Source organism: Tateyamaria sp. 7Alg 36 (genome assembly GCF_059882455.1).
Window position 1 is genome coordinate 2,562,521 of the sequence record NZ_CM187613.1, and the last position, 17,190, is coordinate 2,579,710.

17 protein-coding genes are annotated in these 17,190 nt (G+C 60.5%); 12 read left to right on the forward strand and 5 right to left on the reverse strand.

Annotated features, from left to right (window positions below; translation table 11 throughout):
* Positions 1–22 precede the first annotated feature (22 nt).
* Entirely contained in the window at positions 23–229 is a 207-nt protein-coding gene (locus AC6GQJ_RS12540) for a cold-shock protein (RefSeq protein WP_500768725.1), read from the reverse strand.
* A 291-nt stretch (positions 230–520) separates the two neighbouring features.
* Between AC6GQJ_RS12540 and AC6GQJ_RS12545 the strand changes: the two genes are divergently transcribed.
* From AC6GQJ_RS12545 to AC6GQJ_RS12555, 3 genes are read left to right on the forward strand one after another with little or no spacing between them, the layout of a single operon-like run.
* A complete protein-coding gene (locus tag AC6GQJ_RS12545) occupies positions 521–1,843 on the forward strand; it encodes an NAD(P)-dependent oxidoreductase (RefSeq protein WP_500768727.1) in 1,323 nt (440 codons plus the stop codon).
* 41 nt (positions 1,844–1,884) lie between these two features.
* A complete protein-coding gene (gene preA / locus AC6GQJ_RS12550) occupies positions 1,885–3,189 on the forward strand; it encodes an NAD-dependent dihydropyrimidine dehydrogenase subunit PreA (RefSeq protein ID WP_500768729.1) in 1,305 nt (434 codons plus the stop codon).
* 57 nt (positions 3,190–3,246) lie between these two features.
* Positions 3,247–3,732, forward strand: a complete 486-nt coding sequence (locus AC6GQJ_RS12555; protein ID WP_500768731.1) for a hypothetical protein — start codon at positions 3,247–3,249, stop codon at positions 3,730–3,732.
* A 7-nt stretch (positions 3,733–3,739) separates the two neighbouring features.
* Here the strand turns inward: AC6GQJ_RS12555 and AC6GQJ_RS12560 are convergent, their stop codons facing one another.
* Positions 3,740–4,357 (reverse strand): TetR family transcriptional regulator C-terminal domain-containing protein, encoded by a 618-nt coding sequence (locus tag AC6GQJ_RS12560; RefSeq protein WP_500768733.1) that lies wholly within the window; start codon positions 4,355–4,357, stop codon positions 3,740–3,742.
* 160 nt (positions 4,358–4,517) lie between these two features.
* Here AC6GQJ_RS12560 and AC6GQJ_RS12565 point away from each other — a divergent pair, with 160 nt between their 5' ends.
* From AC6GQJ_RS12565 to AC6GQJ_RS12590, 6 genes are all read left to right on the forward strand, one after another.
* Positions 4,518–5,768 (forward strand): Zn-dependent hydrolase, encoded by a 1,251-nt coding sequence (locus AC6GQJ_RS12565; RefSeq protein WP_500768735.1) that lies wholly within the window; start codon positions 4,518–4,520, stop codon positions 5,766–5,768.
* Between the two features lie 118 nt (positions 5,769–5,886).
* Complete coding sequence (gene hydA, locus AC6GQJ_RS12570; protein ID WP_500768737.1) at positions 5,887–7,347, forward strand: dihydropyrimidinase; 1,461 nt, start codon at positions 5,887–5,889, stop codon at positions 7,345–7,347.
* A 70-nt stretch (positions 7,348–7,417) separates the two neighbouring features.
* Positions 7,418–8,200: an ABC transporter ATP-binding protein gene (locus AC6GQJ_RS12575; RefSeq protein ID WP_500768739.1), complete on the forward strand. Its 783-nt coding sequence runs from the start codon at positions 7,418–7,420 to the stop codon at positions 8,198–8,200.
* A gap of 239 nt (positions 8,201–8,439) precedes the next feature.
* A complete protein-coding gene (locus AC6GQJ_RS12580; protein ID WP_500773909.1) occupies positions 8,440–9,300 on the forward strand; it encodes an ABC transporter permease in 861 nt (286 codons plus the stop codon).
* Positions 9,300–10,145: an ABC transporter permease gene (locus AC6GQJ_RS12585; RefSeq protein ID WP_500768741.1), complete on the forward strand. Its 846-nt coding sequence runs from the start codon at positions 9,300–9,302 to the stop codon at positions 10,143–10,145. Before AC6GQJ_RS12580 ends, AC6GQJ_RS12585 begins: the two co-directional genes overlap by 1 nt.
* 44 nt (positions 10,146–10,189) lie before the next feature.
* On the forward strand, positions 10,190–11,179 hold the full coding sequence (locus AC6GQJ_RS12590; RefSeq protein ID WP_500768743.1) for an ABC transporter substrate-binding protein: 990 nt from the start codon (positions 10,190–10,192) through the stop codon (positions 11,177–11,179).
* A gap of 74 nt (positions 11,180–11,253) precedes the next feature.
* Here the strand turns inward: AC6GQJ_RS12590 and AC6GQJ_RS12595 are convergent, their stop codons facing one another.
* The 3 genes from AC6GQJ_RS12595 to ettA form a co-directional block, all read right to left on the reverse strand.
* Positions 11,254–11,814: a L,D-transpeptidase gene (locus AC6GQJ_RS12595; protein WP_500773911.1), complete on the reverse strand. Its 561-nt coding sequence runs from the start codon at positions 11,812–11,814 to the stop codon at positions 11,254–11,256.
* 125 nt (positions 11,815–11,939) lie between these two features.
* Positions 11,940–12,308, reverse strand: a complete 369-nt coding sequence (locus AC6GQJ_RS12600) for an eCIS core domain-containing protein (RefSeq protein WP_500768745.1) — start codon at positions 12,306–12,308, stop codon at positions 11,940–11,942.
* Positions 12,309–12,639: 331 nt separating this feature from the next.
* Complete coding sequence (gene ettA, locus AC6GQJ_RS12605; protein WP_500768747.1) at positions 12,640–14,295, reverse strand: energy-dependent translational throttle protein EttA; 1,656 nt, start codon at positions 14,293–14,295, stop codon at positions 12,640–12,642.
* A gap of 162 nt (positions 14,296–14,457) precedes the next feature.
* Here ettA and AC6GQJ_RS12610 point away from each other — a divergent pair, with 162 nt between their 5' ends.
* The 3 genes from AC6GQJ_RS12610 to dacB all read left to right on the forward strand — a co-directional run bounded on the left by AC6GQJ_RS12610 (position 14,458) and on the right by dacB (position 17,146).
* A complete protein-coding gene (locus AC6GQJ_RS12610; protein ID WP_500768749.1) occupies positions 14,458–14,928 on the forward strand; it encodes an MOSC domain-containing protein in 471 nt (156 codons plus the stop codon).
* Between the two features lie 63 nt (positions 14,929–14,991).
* Positions 14,992–15,606: a nicotinate-nucleotide adenylyltransferase gene (locus AC6GQJ_RS12615; protein WP_500768751.1), complete on the forward strand. Its 615-nt coding sequence runs from the start codon at positions 14,992–14,994 to the stop codon at positions 15,604–15,606.
* A 46-nt stretch (positions 15,607–15,652) separates the two neighbouring features.
* Positions 15,653–17,146 (forward strand): D-alanyl-D-alanine carboxypeptidase/D-alanyl-D-alanine endopeptidase, encoded by a 1,494-nt coding sequence (gene dacB, locus AC6GQJ_RS12620; protein ID WP_500768753.1) that lies wholly within the window; start codon positions 15,653–15,655, stop codon positions 17,144–17,146.
* Positions 17,147–17,190: the final 44 nt, after the last annotated feature.

The following is a 17,190-nucleotide window of genomic DNA, read 5'->3' on the forward strand; positions in this document are numbered from 1 at the left end:
AGATTTTCCAAGGTGTGGCGGGTCAGGCCAGTGCGATGTTCACAGCGCTTTCGCGGCCGTCGCGGCCTGATTCCAGATCGTAGGTCACTTTCTGGTCGTCGGCGAGGCCGGTGAGGCCGGAACGTTCAACGGCTGAAATATGGACAAAGATGTCCTTGCCGCCGGTTTCAGGTGCAATAAAGCCGTAGCCTTTTGTTGTGTTAAACCATTTGACGGTGCCGTTTGCCATCGTCGGTTCTCCTCTTGTGGGTCTGCCCGCAACATGCGGCAGCGTGGCGTCGTCATAAGATCGAGTGACTGAGCCGAGAGGAGCAGTGGGTCGATAGATGATGTAGCACTTTAATAGATGAATGCATTTTTTCGTATTGCAAGCATTTCGATGTGCGCGGCGTGTTTTGGCTGTTTGCCGCTTCTTTGTGCAGCGTCATTTTTTGAACGGGCGAATATATTTTTACCAGTTGATAAAAATAATCTTCTGTGAGAGCGTTTCTTAACGAATGATTGTTGCGATGGAGTTGATATGACGGAATCTCCTTTCACAGAGGGTGTGGTGGCGGGCCGATTGGGCCAAGGGGAATATGCGGACCGGTTTTCCGATCTGCATCCTGCGCTGGACACACACGAGGCGTTGGTGGCTGCGGACAGATGCTATTTCTGCCATGATGCGCCCTGCATCACGGCCTGTCCCACGGATATCGACATTCCGTTGTTCATTCGCCAGATCGCGACAGGCACGCCGGATGCGGCGGCCAAGACGATCCTGAGCCAGAACATCATGGGGGGCATGTGCGCGCGGGTCTGTCCGACCGAGACGCTGTGCGAACAGGCCTGTGTGCGTGAGGTGGCCGAGGGCAAGCCAGTGCTGATCGGGCAGTTGCAGCGTTATGCCACGGATCATTTGCAGGCCAAGGGTGTGCATCCGTTTACTCGCGCCGACGCGACGGGCAAGCGGGCGGCTGTTGTCGGGGCGGGGCCTGCGGGTTTGTCCTGTGCGCACCGTCTGGCGATGCTGGGGCATGAGGTCACCGTCTATGATGCGCGTCCCAAGCCGGGTGGTTTGAACGAATACGGGATCGCGGCCTACAAGACGCCGGACGGGTTTGCGCAGGCCGAGGTGGACTGGCTGCTTGGTATTGGTGGCATCACCATCCAGAACGACACGATGCTGGGACGCGATCTGACGCTGGCAGAGCTGAACGCGGAGTTTGACGCGGTTTTTCTAGGCATGGGCCTTGGCGGCGTGAATGCGCTGTCTGTCTCGGGTGCCGACAAGGCCGGCGTTCTGGACGCGGTCGATTTCATCGCGGAACTGCGGCAGGCCGAGGATATGGCCAGCCTGCCGGTGGGGCGCGATGTGGTTGTGATTGGTGGCGGTATGACGGCGGTAGATGCCGCTGTGCAGGCAAAGCTGCTGGGCGCGTTGAACGTTACGCTGGCCTATCGGCGTGGGCGTGATCGCATGAATGCCAGCGTTTTCGAACAGGATCTGGCGGCCTCGAAAGGGGTGCGGATCATGACGCATGTGGTGCCGGTTGCGCTGCATGGCAACGGTGCCGTGCGCGAGATCGAGTTCGAATATGTGAACGAGGATATGAGCGGTACGGGCCAGACCGTGAAGCTGGCGGCGGATCAGGTGTTGCGCGCCATCGGGCAAACGCTGGACGGCGGCGATGTGCCTGCGTTGGAGCGTGGCAAGATCGCGGTCACAGGCGCGGGGCGCACCAGCGTCGAGGGCGTTTGGGCCGGCGGCGACTGCGCCCTTGGCGGCGATGATCTGACCGTGACGGCCGTGGCCGAAGGGCGCGATGCGGCGCTGGATATTCATAACGTTTTGATGGGGTGACGGTCGGCGCATCGGCCAACCTGAGGCAAAGGATCTAATTGATGGCAAATTTGCAAAGCGATTTCGTGGGCATCAAAAGCCCGAACCCGTTCTGGCTGGCCTCGGCGCCGCCAACGGACAAGGAATACAACGTCCGCCGCGCCTTCGAGGCTGGTTGGGGCGGGGTCGTTTGGAAGACCCTTGGGTCTGAAGGGCCGCCCGTGGTGAACGTGAACGGCCCGCGTTATGGCGCGATCTACGGGGCGGACCGGCGCTTGCTGGGGCTGAACAACATCGAGTTGATCACCGACCGCGACCTGTTCACCAACCTTGAGGAGATCAAGCGGGTCAAGGCGGACTATCCGGACCGTGCCGTGATCGTGTCGATCATGGTTCCATGCGAAGAAGAGGCGTGGAAAGCCATCCTGCCGCTGGTCGAGGACACCGGCGCGGACGGGATCGAGTTGAACTTCGGCTGCCCGCACGGGATGAGCGAGCGTGGCATGGGCGCGGCTGTCGGTCAGGTGCCGGAATATATCGAGATGGTGACGCGGTGGTGCAAGCAGTACTATTCGAAACCCGTCATCGTGAAGCTGACCCCGAACATCACCGACATCACCAAACCTGCGGCTGCGGCCAAGGCCGGTGGCGCGGATGCGGTGAGCCTGATCAACACGATCAACTCGATCACCTCGGTGAACCTCGACACCATGTCGCCCGAACCGTCCATCGACGGCAAGGGGTCGCATGGCGGCTATTGCGGTCCGGCGGTCAAGCCGATCGCCCTGTCCATGGTATCCGAGATTGCGCGGGGCCCGAACACGTCGGGGCTGCCGATTTCGGGGATTGGCGGGGTCACTACGTGGCGCGACGCTGCCGAGTTCATCATGCTGGGCTGTGGCAACGTGCAGGTGTGCACGGCGGCGATGACCTATGGCTTCAAGATCGTGCAGGAAATGATCAGCGGCCTGTCCGAATGGATGGATGAGAAGGGTCATACAAGCATCGCGGACTTCACCGGCGGTGCCGTGCCGAACGTGACGGACTGGCAGTATCTGAACCTGAACTATGTGGCGAAGGCCAAGATTGATCAGGATGCCTGTATTTCGTGCGGCCGCTGCTATGCCGCTTGTGAGGACACGTCGCATCAGGCGATTTCCATGTCCGAGGATCGCGTTTTCGAAGTGATCGACGCGGAATGCGTGGCCTGTAACCTGTGCGTCAATGTTTGTCCGGTCGAGAACTGTATCTCGATGGTGGAGATGGATGCGGGCACGGTTGATCCGCGCACCGACAAGGTCGTTCAGCCGGACTATGCGAACTGGACAACCCATCCCAACAATCCGAGCGCGACAGCGGCGGAATAGACAAAGCCGCATGGTCGTGGTTCCCTGTTTGCGGATGACTTAACGGGGAACATGACCATGCGCGCACCCTCTCCGGGACGGAACAAGGCGGGCAAGCAGCCCTCGAAACACACGCGCGACGCCTCGAAAAAGGACGTCGCGCTGAACAAGGCCCAGCAAAAGCGCGAGATGGCCTTGCAAGCGCTGGCCAAGAAGTTGGAAACCCAGCAGAAGCTGTGGAAAAAGCAGCGCGATGATGCCGCCAAGCTCAAGTCGGGGTTGGACGGGATGATGGCCAAGATCAAGGCGGACCGCACGCTGGACCAGCGCTTTGTCGGGCAGGTCAAGAAGTTCGGGGCCGAGATCGTGAAGCTGGAAAAGCAGCTTGGCCAGTTCGGCAAGCGGAGCGACAACCTCAAATCCTTTACCGAAGTGCAGGTGCAGGCGGCGCGGATGCCGAATGTGTCCAAGGTGCAGACCTATGCCGATCTGAGCCTGTTTCTGGCGGCGATGGTTGTGCTGTTCAATCGCGTGCTGAAACTGCGGATGTCGGGCAAGGCGTAAGCGCGGTTCAGTGCGGTTTCAGCACGTTGCCGAACAGATCCGCGAGAAACGCATCCGCGCCCTTTGCGGCACGGTCACCGTCCAGCAGCACCGTCACCTGCGCGTCGAAATCCGCATAGTGCTGCGTCGTCGACCAGATCGAGAAGATCAGGTGGCGCGGGTCCACAGGGGCCAGTTTGCCCGCATCAATCCATGACTGGATCACGGCGCATTTTTCATCAAATAGCGGTTTGAGGTCCGCCACCAGATGCGGGTGCATACGCGGTGCACCTTGCAGAATTTCACCCGCGAACAGGCGGCTTTCGCGGGGCAGGTCGCGCGCCATGTCAAGTTTGCGCTGCACATAGCCGAGCAGTTCGGTCAGCGGATCGCCGTCGGCATCCAGCGCGACCAGCGGGTCGAGCCACGTTTCCATCAGTTGCGACAGAAGGGTGACGTGGATCTCTTCCTTGCCGGAAAAGTAATACAGGATGTTCGGTTTCGACATGCCCGCCGCGTCCGCGATCTGGTCCAACGTGCTGCCGCGATAGCCGTAGATCGAGAAGACGTCCAAGGCCGCATCAAGGATCAGGCGTCGGTTGCGACGCTGGATGCGGCTTGGTTTTTTCTGTGCGCCATCGGGCATGGGCGATCCTTTTGGTTGGTTGTGCTGCAAGTCTAGGCAGATGACCTGCGAACAGGCAATTCGGTTCAAAGCAGTTCTTGACACATATGGTTTCACTGGCAATCGTGTATTTACCAATTGGTCAAAAAGCGACCGATGGAAAGAGTGAACGGGGGATGTGATGGCTGCACCAGGTGAAAATTTACGGATCAATGGCGACCGGCTGTGGGACAGCCTGATGGACATGGCTAAGATCGGTCCCGGTGTGGCGGGCGGCAACAACCGCCAGACCCTGACAGATGAAGACGGCGAGGGCCGCGCCCTGTTCCAGTCGTGGTGCGAGGCCGCAGGCTGCACCATGGGTCTGGACCAGATGGGCAACATGTTTGCGCGGCGCGAGGGCAGCGACCCCGACGCGCTGCCGGTCTATGTCGGATCGCACCTCGACACGCAGCCTACGGGCGGGAAATATGACGGCATCCTTGGGGTGCTGGGCGGGTTGGAGATTATCCGCACGCTGAACGATCTGGATGTGAAAACCAAGCACCCCATCGTCGTGACCAACTTTACCAACGAGGAAGGCACGCGCTATGCGCCCGCGATGCTGTCGTCGGGGGTTTTTGCGGGTATCCACACCCAGGACTGGGCCTATGACCGCGTCGATGCGGAGGGCAAGAAGTTCGGCGACGAATTAAAGCGGATCGGCTGGCGTGGTGAAGAAGAAGTCGGTGCGCGTAAAATGCATGCGTTTTTTGAGCTGCATATCGAACAGGGACCGATCCTTGAGGCCGAGGGCAAGGATATCGGGGTAGTCACGCACGGGCAGGGCCTGTCGTGGACGCAGGTGACGATCACCGGCAAGGATGCCCATACCGGTTCAACGCCGATGCCGATGCGCAAGAATGCGGGTCTGGGCATGGCGCGTGTGCTGGAGGCGGTTGACCAGATCGCATGGAGCCACGCCCCCCACGCGGTCGGCGCGGCGGGCCATATCGACGTCTATCCGAACTCGCGCAATGTGATCCCCGGCAAGGTCGTGTTCACGGTCGATTTCCGGTCGCCCGAACTGAGCGTGATCGAAGATATGGAGGCCGGCCTGCGCAGCGAAGGCCAGAAGATCGCCGACGAGATGGGCATGGAAATTTCCTTTGAAAAAGTGGGCGGGTTCGATCCGGTCGCCTTTGACGAGGGCTGTGTCAGCGCGGTGCGTTCGGCGGCAGAGCGTTTGGGCTATAGCCACATGGATCTGATTTCCGGTGCGGGGCATGATGCGTGCTGGATCAACCGTGTGGCGCCGACGGCCATGGTGATGTGCCCATGTGTCGACGGGTTGAGCCACAATGAGGCGGAAGAGATTTCCAAGGAATGGGCGATGGCGGGCGCGGACGTGTTGATGCATGCTGTGGTCGAGACGGCACAGATTGTCGGGTGAGCGGGTGCGTCGGCGCGTCAGGGATGATGCGGTGACGGGCTGGCATGCGACTGGGGCGCTGCCCCAGACCCCGCAGTATTTTTGGCCAAAAGAAACGGGCTGACGAAGGAGTGACCAGATGAGCAAGGTGATCAAGGGCGGTATGGTGTGTACCGCCGACCGCACATGGAAAGCGGACGTGTTGATCGAGGGCGAGGTGATCAAGGCCATCGGCGAAGACCTTGTCGGGGACGAGTATATCGACGCCGAAGGGGCCTATGTCATTCCGGGTGGGATCGACCCGCACACGCATCTCGAAATGCCGTTCATGGGCACGACCGCGGCCGAGACGTTTGAGTCCGGCACGTGGGCGGCGGCCACAGGTGGCACCACCATGATTGTCGATTTCTGCCTGCCCGGCGCGGACGGGTCGATCAAGAATGCGATCAACGAATGGCACCGCAAGTCGGCGCCGCAGATTTGTTCCGATGTCGGTTATCACATGGCGATTACCGGCTGGAACGAGAACGTGTTCAACGAGATGAAAGACGCCGTCGATATGGGTGTCAATTCATTCAAGCACTTCATGGCCTATAAGGGCGCATTGATGATCGAGGACGACGAGATGTTCGCCTCGTTCAAGCGCTGTGCGGAACTGGGTGCGCTGCCGATGGTGCATGCCGAGAACGGCGATCTGGTGGCCGAGATGCAGCAGAAGTATTTCGATCAGGGGATCACGGGGCCTGAAGGCCATGCCTATTCCCGCCCGCCTGAATTCGAGGGCGAGGCGGCCAACCGCGCCATCACCATTGCGGATGCGGCCGGTGTTCCGCTGTACATTGTGCATGTCAGCTGTGAGCAGGCGCATGAGGCGATCCGCCGTGCGCGCCAGAAGGGGATGCGGGTGTACGGCGAGCCGTTGATCCAGTTCCTGACGTTGGACGAGAGCGTCTATTTCGACACGGATTGGGACTATGCCGCGCGGCGTGTGATGTCGCCGCCGTTCCGGTCGAAGGACCATCAGGACAGCCTGTGGGCCGGTTTGCAGTCGGGGTCTTTGCAGGTGGTGGCGACGGATCACGCCGCGTTCAACACCGAACAGAAACGCGCGGGCCGTGATGATTTCCGGATCATCCCCAACGGGTCGAACGGGCTGGAGGAGCGTCTGGCCGTTTTGTGGACCGAAGGGGTCGAGACGGGCCGTTTGACGCCCAACGAATTTGTGGCGGCCACGTCGACCAACGTCGCCAAAATCCTGAACATATATCCCAAGAAGGGGGCGATCGTGGAAGGGGCGGATGCGGATATCGTGGTGTGGGATCCGAAGATCACCAAGACGATTTCGCCCAGCAACCACCACTCGGTGCTGGATTACAACGTGTTCGAAGGGTTCGAGGTCAAGGCGCAGTCGCGGTTCACGCTGAGCCGTGGCGAGGTAATCTGGGCATGGGGCCAGAACTCGCAATCCAATCCCGGGCGCGGTAAATTCGTGCCACGGCCTGCGTTCTCCTCCGCGTCGAAGGCGCTGAGCAAGTGGAAGGCGCTGAATGCGCCCAAGATGATCCAGCGCGATCCGCTGAACATTCCGGCGGGTATTTGATGCAGGTTGAAGGACAAAGGCAGGCGACAGACGTGAAACGGCGCAAAGGCGATGCGGGGCTGGAAGTAACATGGTGAACCCGACAGTGATCAGCGCCAAAGATCTGGACCTGACATTCCAGACCAATGATGGCCCCGTGCATGCGCTGAAAGGCGTATCGCTGGACATCGAAAAGGGCGATTTTGTCAGCTTCATCGGGCCGTCGGGCTGTGGGAAGACAACCTTTTTGCGTGTGATGGCGGATTTGGAGCAACCAACTGGCGGCACCATTACGGTGAACGGTGTCAGCCCCGAAGCAGCGCGCAAAGCCCGCGCCTACGGCTATGTCTTTCAGGCCGCGGGTCTGTATCCATGGCGTACGATCGGACGCAATGTGTCGCTGCCGCTGGAAATCATGGGATATTCCAAGGCCGAGCAGGTCGAGCGCGTGCAGCGTGTGCTTGAACTGGTTGAGCTGGCGGGGTTCGAGAAGAAGTTCCCGTGGCAACTTTCTGGTGGGATGCAGCAACGTGCGTCGATTGCACGGGCACTGGCATTTGATGCGGATATCTTGCTGATGGACGAACCCTTTGGCGCGCTGGATGAAATCGTGCGCGACCACTTGAACGAGCAGCTTTTGCATCTGTGGGCGCGTACCGAGAAGACAATTGCCTTTGTCACCCATTCGATCCCCGAAGCGGTGTATCTGAGCACCAAAATCGTGGTGATGTCACCACGGCCGGGCCGGATCACGGATGTCATCGACAGTCCCCTGCCAAAGGAGCGCCCGCTGGATATCCGTGAAACGCCCGCGTTTCTGGAAGTGGCGCATCGGGTGCGCGAAGGGCTGCGCGCGGGGCATGGTGATGAATAGGCTGGTGTCACCCGCGCAGGGTAAGGCGATTGCCCTGACCCTGCTGCCGAGCCGCATTTGGGTTGAAGGCGCGGCGACCCCCATCATCGTTCACGGTCATCGGCATGCCTGCCTGTACCGTGCTGTCATTTCGACTCAAATTCCTTTCATTGTTCTTAAAATATGCAAAAAACTGTTCGTGCGATCCGCGGTGCGTTTTGCATATTTGCAGAACAATGATGCAAGATGTGGTGCTGAACATGCGTAATCTGGTGCCTGTTCTGACCGTTGTTTGCGCCATTTTCGTGCTGTGGTACGGGGCGGCCGTTTTGCTGAATGCGCCTTGGGCGATGGACAAGGCAAAGCGGGCGGGGATTGAGTTGAGCGCGGTCGAGCTTGTCTCTGACACTTGGTCACAGACGAAGCCGAAGCTGCCTGCGCCGCATCAGGTTGCGGTCGAGATCTGGAACACCACTGTCGAGAAGAAGATCACCTCGAAGCGGTCTTTGATTTACCATTCGTGGATCACGTTAAGTGCGACATTGATGGGGTTTGCCCTTGGCACGGGGCTGGGTGTGCTGTTGGCGATCGGTATTGTGTATAACCGTGTGATGGACCGGTCTGTGATGCCGTGGATCATTACCAGTCAGACCATTCCCATTCTCGCGCTTGCGCCGATGATCATCGTTGTGCTGAACGCGGTGGGGATTTCGGGGTTGCTGCCCAAGGCAATGATCTCGATGTATCTGTCGTTCTTCCCTGTGGTTGTGGGCATGGTCAAAGGGTTGCGCAGCCCCGAGGTGATGCAGCTGGATCAGATGCGGACGTGGAATGCGAGTGCGTCGCAGACGTTCTGGCGGTTGCGCTTGCCTTCGTCGATGCCGTTCCTGTTTGCCTCGCTGAAAGTGGGCGTGGCGGCCAGTCTGGTCGGCGCGATTGTGGGTGAATTGCCGACCGGCGCTGTGGCCGGGCTGGGCGCGCGGTTGCTGGCGGGCAGCTATTACGGGCAGACGATCCAGATCTGGTCGGCGTTGATCATGGCGGCGGCGCTGGCGGCGGCTTTGGTCGCGGTGATCGGTGTGATCCAGCGTGTGACCTTGAACCGGATGGGGATGGCGTGATGGGCTGGTTGATCTTTGCAGCGGTAGTCTGGGGCGCGGGATGGGCGTTGAACGCATGGCTGTCGCGCATGACGCCGACGCCTTTGGTGCGCCTTGCCATGCCGGTGGTTTTCGGCGTCACCCTGATCGCGATCTGGGAAGGCGTGGTGCGGGGGCTTGAGGTGTCGGCCGTGCTGCTGCCGCCGCCGTCGGCCATTGCCGCACGCTTTGCCGCTTCGACTGACATCCTTTGGGTCGATTTTGTACAGACGGTCATCAAGGGCGCGCTCAGCGGCTATGTGATGGGCTGTGGCGCGGCCTTTGTGATGGCTGTGCTGATGGACCGTTATGATTTCCTGCGGCGCGGATTGTTGCCAGTGGGCAATTTCGTGGCGGCGCTGCCTGTGGTTGGCATGGCGCCAATCCTTGTGATGTGGTTCGGTTTCGACTGGCAGTCCAAAGCGGCGGTTGTCGTCGTCATGGTGTTTTTCCCGATGCTGGTGAACACGGTGCAGGGGTTGCAGGCCAGCAGCCAGATCCAGCGCGATCTGATGCAGACCTATGCGGCCAGCCCGATGACGACCCTGATCAAGCTGCGCCTGCCCATGGCGATGCCGTTCATTTTCAACGGACTGAAAATCGCCACCACGCTGGCGCTGATCGGCGCGATTGTTGCTGAATTTTTCGGCTCTCCCATTCGTGGTATGGGCTTTCGTATCTCGACCTCGGTGGGACAGCTTGCGCTGGACCTCGTGTGGGCCGAGATTGTGGTCGCCGCAATTGTCGGTTCGCTCGCCTATGGGGGCGTCGCGCTGATCGAACGCGCGGTCACATTCTGGCATCCATCCCAAAGGGCGCACCGATGACGCCCTGACGATAAAAACGTATAATTCAACAAGGAGAGTACACGATGAAGACCATTGCAACCTTTACCGCTGGTGCCGTTTTCGGCCTGAGCGCGGTGGCAGCCCAAGCCGCGGATGATGTCACTTTGCAGCTTAAATGGGTCACGCAAGCGCAATTTGCCGGCTACTATGTGGCGCAGGACAAAGGCTTTTACGAAGAAGAAGACCTGAACGTCACGATCAAGCCCGGTGGGCCGGATATCGCGCCGACCCAAGTGTTGGCCGGTGGTGGTGCCGACGTCACTGTTGAGTGGATGCCAGCCGCCCTTGCAGCCCGTGAAAAGGGACTGCCGATGGTCAACATCGCGCAGCCGTTCAAATCCAGCGGCATGATGCTGACCTGCCGCAAGGATGCGGGTGTTGCCAGTGTCGAAGACTTCCCTGGCAAGACGCTGGGCGTTTGGTTCTTTGGCAACGAATTCCCCTTCCTGTCGTGGATGAGCCAGCTTGAAATCCCGACCGATGGCTCCGAAGGCGGTGTGACGGTCCTCAAGCAGGGCTTTAACGTTGATCCGCTGTTGCAGGGGCAGGCGGCCTGTGTGTCGACCATGACCTATAACGAATACTGGCAGGTGATCGACGCGGGCCTGACGCCCGAAGAACTGCAGGTCTTCAAATACGAGGATCAGGGCGTCGCAACGCTTGAGGACGGTCTGTATGCGCTTGAGGACAATCTGGCCGACCCCGAGTTCGAGGACAAAATGGTCCGCTTTGTGCGCGCGTCCATGAAGGGCTGGAAATACGCCGAGGAAAACCCAGACGAGGCCGCAGAAATCGTGTTGGACAACGACGCGTCCGGTGCACAGACAGAAGAGCACCAGAAACGGATGATGGGCGAAGTGGCCAAGCTGACTTCGGGCAGCAATGGCGCGCTGGACGAAGCAGACTACCAGCGCACTGTGTCGTCGCTGTTGTCCGGCGGGTCCGATCCTGTGATCTCGAAAGAGCCTGAAGGCGCTTGGACACATGCGATCACGGACAAGGCGTTGAACTAAGCCGCGTCCCTAGAGAGATAGCAAAAGGCCAGCCTTCGGGCTGGCCTTTTTTGTTGGGGGTGTGTGTGGCGCGATTAGAGAACCGTGACCTTGGTGCCGATGGGGACTCGGTTGTACAGATCGGTGACGTTTTCGTTTGTCAGGCGAATACAGCCGTTCGAGATCGACGAACCGATGGTCTGCGGCTGTGTGGTGCCGTGGATGCGGAAATAGGTGTCGACGCCATTCTGGAACAGGTAGAGCGCGCGCGCGCCCAGCGGATTGCCCGGCCCACCGGGCATGATGTAATCGTTGTCGACAAACTTGGAATAGGTGCGCGGTTCGCGCTCGATCATCTCGGGGGTCGGGCGCCACGTGGGCCATTCCTTTTTCACCTGAATGACAGCCGTGCCGGTGAATTCCAGCCCCGCGCGTCCCACGCCCACGCCATAGCGGATCGCCTTACGCTCCTCGGTCACCCAATAGAGGTAGTAGCTGCGCGGCAGGACAACGATCTCTCCGGGTGTGAAGCCTTTCTTGATACGGACCTCTTGCGGGGTCGGGTCGAAGACGGCGTTTTCCTGTGCCTGAACGGCGACGGGAGGCAGGGCGAGGGCGGCAGCGCCGAGGGCGACAAAGGTGCGGCGATCCATGATTGGGATTCCTTGTTACGTGCAGTTTCCCCAACCATGCCCGTATGGCGCGCAAAATCAATGTCCCGCTGCCTAGATATGCGCGGCTTATGTCAACTTTCGGTGAGAATAGGGGGTATTACGCCCCTCTATTTGGTCGTCAGTGCTTTGCCTTCTTGCGCTTTGGGCATCTTTTTCCCGCCCGCTTGCTGGATCACGTGGGTCAGTTCGTGGGCAAGAAGATGGCTGTCTTTGGCAAAGCCGGGTTTGCTGACATAGATGTCGTTACCCATGGTAAAGGCGCGGGCCTTCAGCTCTTTGCACATCTGGGGGGCGTTGCCGCCAAAATGCACGCGCACCTTGGTCAGCTTGGCGCCAAAGTGTTCCTCAAGCCCGTTCTTCACGTCCTTGGGTAGCTTGATGGCCTTGGTGCCTTCGGGTTTGGAGTCGAGCGACTTGACCTTGGCTTTCTTGCCTTTGAGTTGGGTTGTGATCTTCTTGATTTCGTCGTCGGGCATGGAAGTACTCCGGAGTAATCAGATTGTTTCAATGGGCAGAGGATACCACACGCGCCGCGTCACCGGTGAGAAATCGTTTGTGACAGGTGGGGGAGGCGGTGATGGTCGGTCTTGGTCGCCATCTTTCCGAGGTCTTCGTAAAGCGCGGGAAAGGGCCTGCACATCCCCGCATAACTCAGCGCATAGTGGAAACGCCCCGCGTTTTGGCCGCCCCCGACCGCCCCAATGGGCGGGGGCGACTACGTCACCCCTCGGGGGCTGCTGTTTCGCAAAAGAAAACGGGCAGCCAAAAGGCTGCCCGCTTCAATCAATCACATCTACGTCGTGAAACTCAGCGCGCGAACTTCTTGTGTTTCAGGCGCTTGGGTTCCATCGCGTCGTCGCCAAGGCGGCGTTTCTTGTCTTCTTCGTAGTCTTCGAAGTTGCCCTCGAACCATTCCACGTGTGCGTCACCTTCGAAGGCCAGCATGTGTGTGCAGATCCGGTCGAGGAAGAAGCGGTCGTGCGAGATGACCACGGCGCAGCCACCGAAGTCGACCAGCGCGTCTTCCAGTGCGCGGAGCGTTTCGACGTCAAGGTCGTTGGTCGGTTCGTCGAGCAGCAGCACGTTGCCGCCTTCCTTAAGCAGGCGCGCCATGTGCACGCGGTTCCGCTCACCGCCCGACAGCAGGCCGACTTTTTTCTGCTGGTCGCCGCCTTTGAAGTTGAACGACCCGCAATAGGCGCGCGAGTTCACCTCGGCATCACCAAGCGCGATCAGTTCGGCCCCGCCGGAGATCGCCTCCCAGACGTTGTCGTCGGGGTTCAGGTCGTCGCGAGTCTGGTCGACGTAGGACAGTTGCACCGTGTCACCGATTTCGACCGTGCCTGCATCGGGCGTTTCCTGACCTGTGATCATCTTGAACAGGGTCGATTTGCCCGCGCCGTTGGGGCCGATGACGCCCACAATCGCACCGGGCGGGATGGAGAAGCTGAGGTCTTCCATCAACAGCTTGTCGCCCATGCCTTTGGTCAGGCCCTGCACGTCGATCACCTTGCCGCCCAAACGCTGGCCGTTGGGAATGACGATCTGCGCATAGGACAGGCGCTCGCGCTCGGACGTGTCCAGCATGTCCTTGTAGTTGTTGATCCGCGCCTTGGACTTCGCCTGACGGGCCTTGGCCCCCTGACGCATCCATTTGAGTTCGCGTTCCAGCGTTTTCTGGCGGCTTTTGTCTTCGCGGGCTTCCTGTTCAAGGCGCTTGGCCTTTTGTTCGACCCAGCTGGAATAGTTGCCTTCCCATGGCACGCCCTTGCCGCGGTCCAGTTCGAGGATCCATCCGGTGATGGAATCAAGGAAATAGCGGTCGTGGGTCACGATCAGGATCGTGCCTTTGTAGTCGATCAGGTGCTGTTGCAGCCACGCGATGGTTTCCGCATCAAGGTGGTTGGTCGGTTCGTCGAGCAGCAGCATCTCCGGCGCTTCAAGGAGCAGTTGGCACAGCGCCACGCGGCGCGCTTCACCGCCCGACAGCTTGGTCACATCCGCATCATCCGGCGGGCAGCGCAGAGCCTCCATGGACACGTCGATCTGGCTGTCGAGATCCCAGAGGTTTTCCGCGTCGATCTGGTCCTGCAAGGTGGCCATCTCGTCGGCGGTTTCCTCGGAATAGTTCATCGCCAGTTCGTTGTAACGGTCGAGAATCGCTTTTTTCTTGGCGACGCCCAGCATCACGTTCTCGCGCACGGTCAGTTCGGGGTCGAGCTTGGGTTCCTGCGGCAGGTAGCCGACCTTGGCGCCTTCGGCGACCCATGCCTCGCCCGTGAAATCCTTGTCGAGGCCGGCCATGATTTTCATCAGCGTGGATTTACCCGCGCCGTTCACGCCGACGACGCCGATTTTGACGCCGGGAAGAAAGTTCAGGTGGATGTTCTCAAAGCATTTCTTACCGCCCGGATATGTCTTGGACACGCCGGACATGTGATAGACGTATTGATAGGCGGCCATGGCACGCTCCTATGGGCTGGAATAACTGGTTTCGTGTCCAGATACAGGCGGAAAAGCCTAGGCGCAATGGGAGGTGCCGCGCCGCCCTGTTGCGGGCGTGTTTCGCGCTGGTCGGGATTGGGGTAGAACGCTGGAAACGGTCGGAAAGTTGTGGCCCCGCAGATGAGTGCGCTGAAAGAGATGATGGCCCGTTGGGCCGTGGACGGGGCGATCGACTGGATCGGTGTGCGCCCCGAGCGCGGCGCGCCGATGAAGCCGCTGGATCGGGTCGAGATAACGCCCGACGGTCTGGTCGGAGATCGCGCACGGGCGGGTAAGCGGGCCGTGACCCTTTTGCAGGGCGAACATTTGCCGGTGATCGCATCGTTTCTGGGCCGTGCATCGGTGGAACCGGCCATTCTGCGGCGCAATCTGGTTGTGCGGGGTCTGAACCTTGCCGGATTGCGCGGGCGCGAGGTGCAGGTCGGATCGGCGGTGCTGCGTATCACGGTGATCTGCGCGCCCTGCAGCCAGATGGAACGTGCCTTTGGCCATGGCGGTTATGGCGCGGTGCGCGGCCACGGCGGCTGGTGCGCCGAGGTTATGACGCCCGGCCATGTTGCGATTGGCGATGTGGTGCGGCCCGTTGATTGACAAACGCCCCCTAGTGCTGTCCGTTCGCGCCTGTTTTGGGTCGTTGATCGGGGCGATACGCGGATGAGACATGCCTTTCCTCTGGCCTATGCGGGGCAGACCATCGGCCTTTTGGGCGGATCGTTCGACCCTGCGCATGACGGGCATGCCCATATCACCCGCGAGGCGCTGAAACGGTTCGGCCTGTCGCAGGTGTGGTGGATGGTCAGCCCCGGCAATCCGCTGAAGAAACGCGGCCCCGCGCCCTTAGCGCAACGGGTCGAGTATGCGCGCCGCGTGATGGATGATCCGCGTGTCACAGTGACGGATATCGAGGCGCATCTTGGCACGCGCTACACCGCCCAGACACTGGCGGCGTTGCAGGCGCGCTATGTCGGGGTGCGCTTTGTCTGGCTGATGGGGGCGGACAATCTGGCGCAGTTCCATCACTGGCAGGATTGGGAATGGATCATGGAGAACGTGCCGGTCGGGGTCCTTGCCCGTCCGGGGGATCGGATTTCCGCACGGATGAGCCGCGCCGCGCGCCTTTACGCGCCCTACCGGATCGCGGGCCGCGCAAGCCATATGCTTGGCCGTGCCGATGCGCCCGCGTGGTGTTTTGTGAACGTGCCGATGTCGGGTCAGTCCTCTACCGCGATCCGTGCGGCGGGAGGATGGACGGCCCTTTCCACTTCGTGATGGTTGGGCGCTTGTTTGCCCGATCTGCGTAGGGTTAAGTTGCCTCATGGTTAGATCATTTTCACGACGGGCCGTGTTGGGCCTTTTGACGAGTGGGGTGGCGACGGCGGCGCTGTCTGCGCCACCGGCGGCATCCTTGCGCCCCAATGCGCGCGCGGGGGATTTTGCGAAAAAGGCCGTGGCGGGGCCAGAGGCCATCGTGAACGCCGCTCAGTTGAACGGGCGGGTTTGTTTCGCGGTGGCGGATGCAACGACCGGCGCACGGCTTGAATCGGGCAATGCCCAGCAGGGCACGCCGCCCGCCAGCGTGGCCAAGGCGATTACGGCGCTTTATGCGCTGAACGTGCTGGGGTCGGGATACCGTTTTGCCACCCGCGTCATTGCAACTGGCGGCGTAACGGGCGGCGTCGTTCAGGGCGATCTGGTCTTTGTCGGGGGCGGTGATCCGACGCTGGACACCAATGCGCTGTCGTCGATGGTCGCAGCCCTCAAGGCCAAGGGTATCCGCGAGGTGCGCGGTGCGTTCAAAGTGGCCGAGGGCGCGCTTCCCTATGTCCGCACGATCGACGGGGACCAACCCGACCATGTCGGCTATAGCCCTGCGGTCAGCGGCGTGGCACTGAACTACAACCGTGTGCATTTCGAATGGAAACGGTCCGGCGGGGCGTACGGGATCACGATGGATGCGCGGTCGGACCGGCTGCGCCCTGCGGTCTATGTGACCAAGATGCAGATCGTGAACCGCAACTTGCCTGTCTATACCTACAAGGATGGCGGCCAAAGCGATAACTGGACCGTGGCCAAGACGGCGCTTGGCAATGGCGGGTCGCGCTGGTTGCCGGTGCGCAAGCCCGGCCTTTATGTGGGTGACGTGTTCCAGACCCTCGCCCGCGCCCAAGGCATCGTTCTGAAGAACCCCGAGGTGGTGGACCGTGCGCCGCAAGGCACGCCGCTGGTCACGCACCAAAGCGATCCGTTGAACACGATCCTACGCGATATGTTGCGCTATTCCACCAACCTGACGGCGGAAATGGTGGGCATGTCGGCCACGGCCAAGCGGACGGGGCGGGTGCCATCGAACCTGAGGGCGTCGGCAGCCGAAATGAACCGATGGGCCAATTCCGCCCTTGGCACCAAATCAATGCGGCTGGTGGATCATTCCGGTCTGGGTGATGCCAGCAAGATGACAGCGGATGACATGGTGCAGGCGCTAGTCAAGGTGCACGCGAGCAAGCAGTTGCGCGCTATACTCAAACCCTTTGCGATGCTGGATGAAAAGCGCCGCGTCATCAAGAACCACCCGATTGATGTGGACGCAAAAACCGGCACGCTGAATTTTGTGTCCGGCCTTGCGGGCTATATGACCGCGCGCAACGGTCGGGTTCTGGCCTTTGCAATTTTTGCCGCGGACGAGGCGACTCGGTCGCGCATTGCCAAAGCCAACCGCGAAGCGCCCCAAGGCGCACGCAGTTGGAACCGGCGCGCCAAGGCGATGCAACAGCAGTTGATCGAACGCTGGGGCCAGATCTACGGCAGTTAAGTGGGCCAGACGCGCCCCGAAAGGCGCGTCTGATCCACTGAGAT

Excerpts from the sequence above, each read along its gene's own strand:
- AC6GQJ_RS12540 (WP_500768725.1), bottom strand. The coding sequence starts at position 229 with ATGGCAAACGGCACCGTCAAATGGTTTAACACAACAAAAGGCTACGGC.
- AC6GQJ_RS12545 (WP_500768727.1), top strand. The coding sequence starts at position 521 with ATGACGGAATCTCCTTTCACAGAGGGTGTGGTGGCGGGCCGATTGGGC.
- preA (WP_500768729.1), top strand. The coding sequence starts at position 1,885 with ATGGCAAATTTGCAAAGCGATTTCGTGGGCATCAAAAGCCCGAACCCG.
- AC6GQJ_RS12555 (WP_500768731.1), top strand. The coding sequence starts at position 3,247 with ATGCGCGCACCCTCTCCGGGACGGAACAAGGCGGGCAAGCAGCCCTCG.
- AC6GQJ_RS12560 (WP_500768733.1), bottom strand. The coding sequence starts at position 4,357 with ATGCCCGATGGCGCACAGAAAAAACCAAGCCGCATCCAGCGTCGCAAC.
- AC6GQJ_RS12565 (WP_500768735.1), top strand. The coding sequence starts at position 4,518 with ATGGCTGCACCAGGTGAAAATTTACGGATCAATGGCGACCGGCTGTGG.
- hydA (WP_500768737.1), top strand. The coding sequence starts at position 5,887 with ATGAGCAAGGTGATCAAGGGCGGTATGGTGTGTACCGCCGACCGCACA.
- AC6GQJ_RS12575 (WP_500768739.1), top strand. The coding sequence starts at position 7,418 with ATGGTGAACCCGACAGTGATCAGCGCCAAAGATCTGGACCTGACATTC.
- AC6GQJ_RS12580 (WP_500773909.1), top strand. The coding sequence starts at position 8,440 with ATGCGTAATCTGGTGCCTGTTCTGACCGTTGTTTGCGCCATTTTCGTG.
- AC6GQJ_RS12585 (WP_500768741.1), top strand. The coding sequence starts at position 9,300 with ATGGGCTGGTTGATCTTTGCAGCGGTAGTCTGGGGCGCGGGATGGGCG.
- AC6GQJ_RS12590 (WP_500768743.1), top strand. The coding sequence starts at position 10,190 with ATGAAGACCATTGCAACCTTTACCGCTGGTGCCGTTTTCGGCCTGAGC.
- AC6GQJ_RS12600 (WP_500768745.1), bottom strand. The coding sequence starts at position 12,308 with ATGCCCGACGACGAAATCAAGAAGATCACAACCCAACTCAAAGGCAAG.
- ettA (WP_500768747.1), bottom strand. The coding sequence starts at position 14,295 with ATGGCCGCCTATCAATACGTCTATCACATGTCCGGCGTGTCCAAGACA.
- AC6GQJ_RS12610 (WP_500768749.1), top strand. The coding sequence starts at position 14,458 with ATGAGTGCGCTGAAAGAGATGATGGCCCGTTGGGCCGTGGACGGGGCG.
- AC6GQJ_RS12615 (WP_500768751.1), top strand. The coding sequence starts at position 14,992 with ATGAGACATGCCTTTCCTCTGGCCTATGCGGGGCAGACCATCGGCCTT.
- dacB (WP_500768753.1), top strand. The coding sequence starts at position 15,653 with ATGGTTAGATCATTTTCACGACGGGCCGTGTTGGGCCTTTTGACGAGT.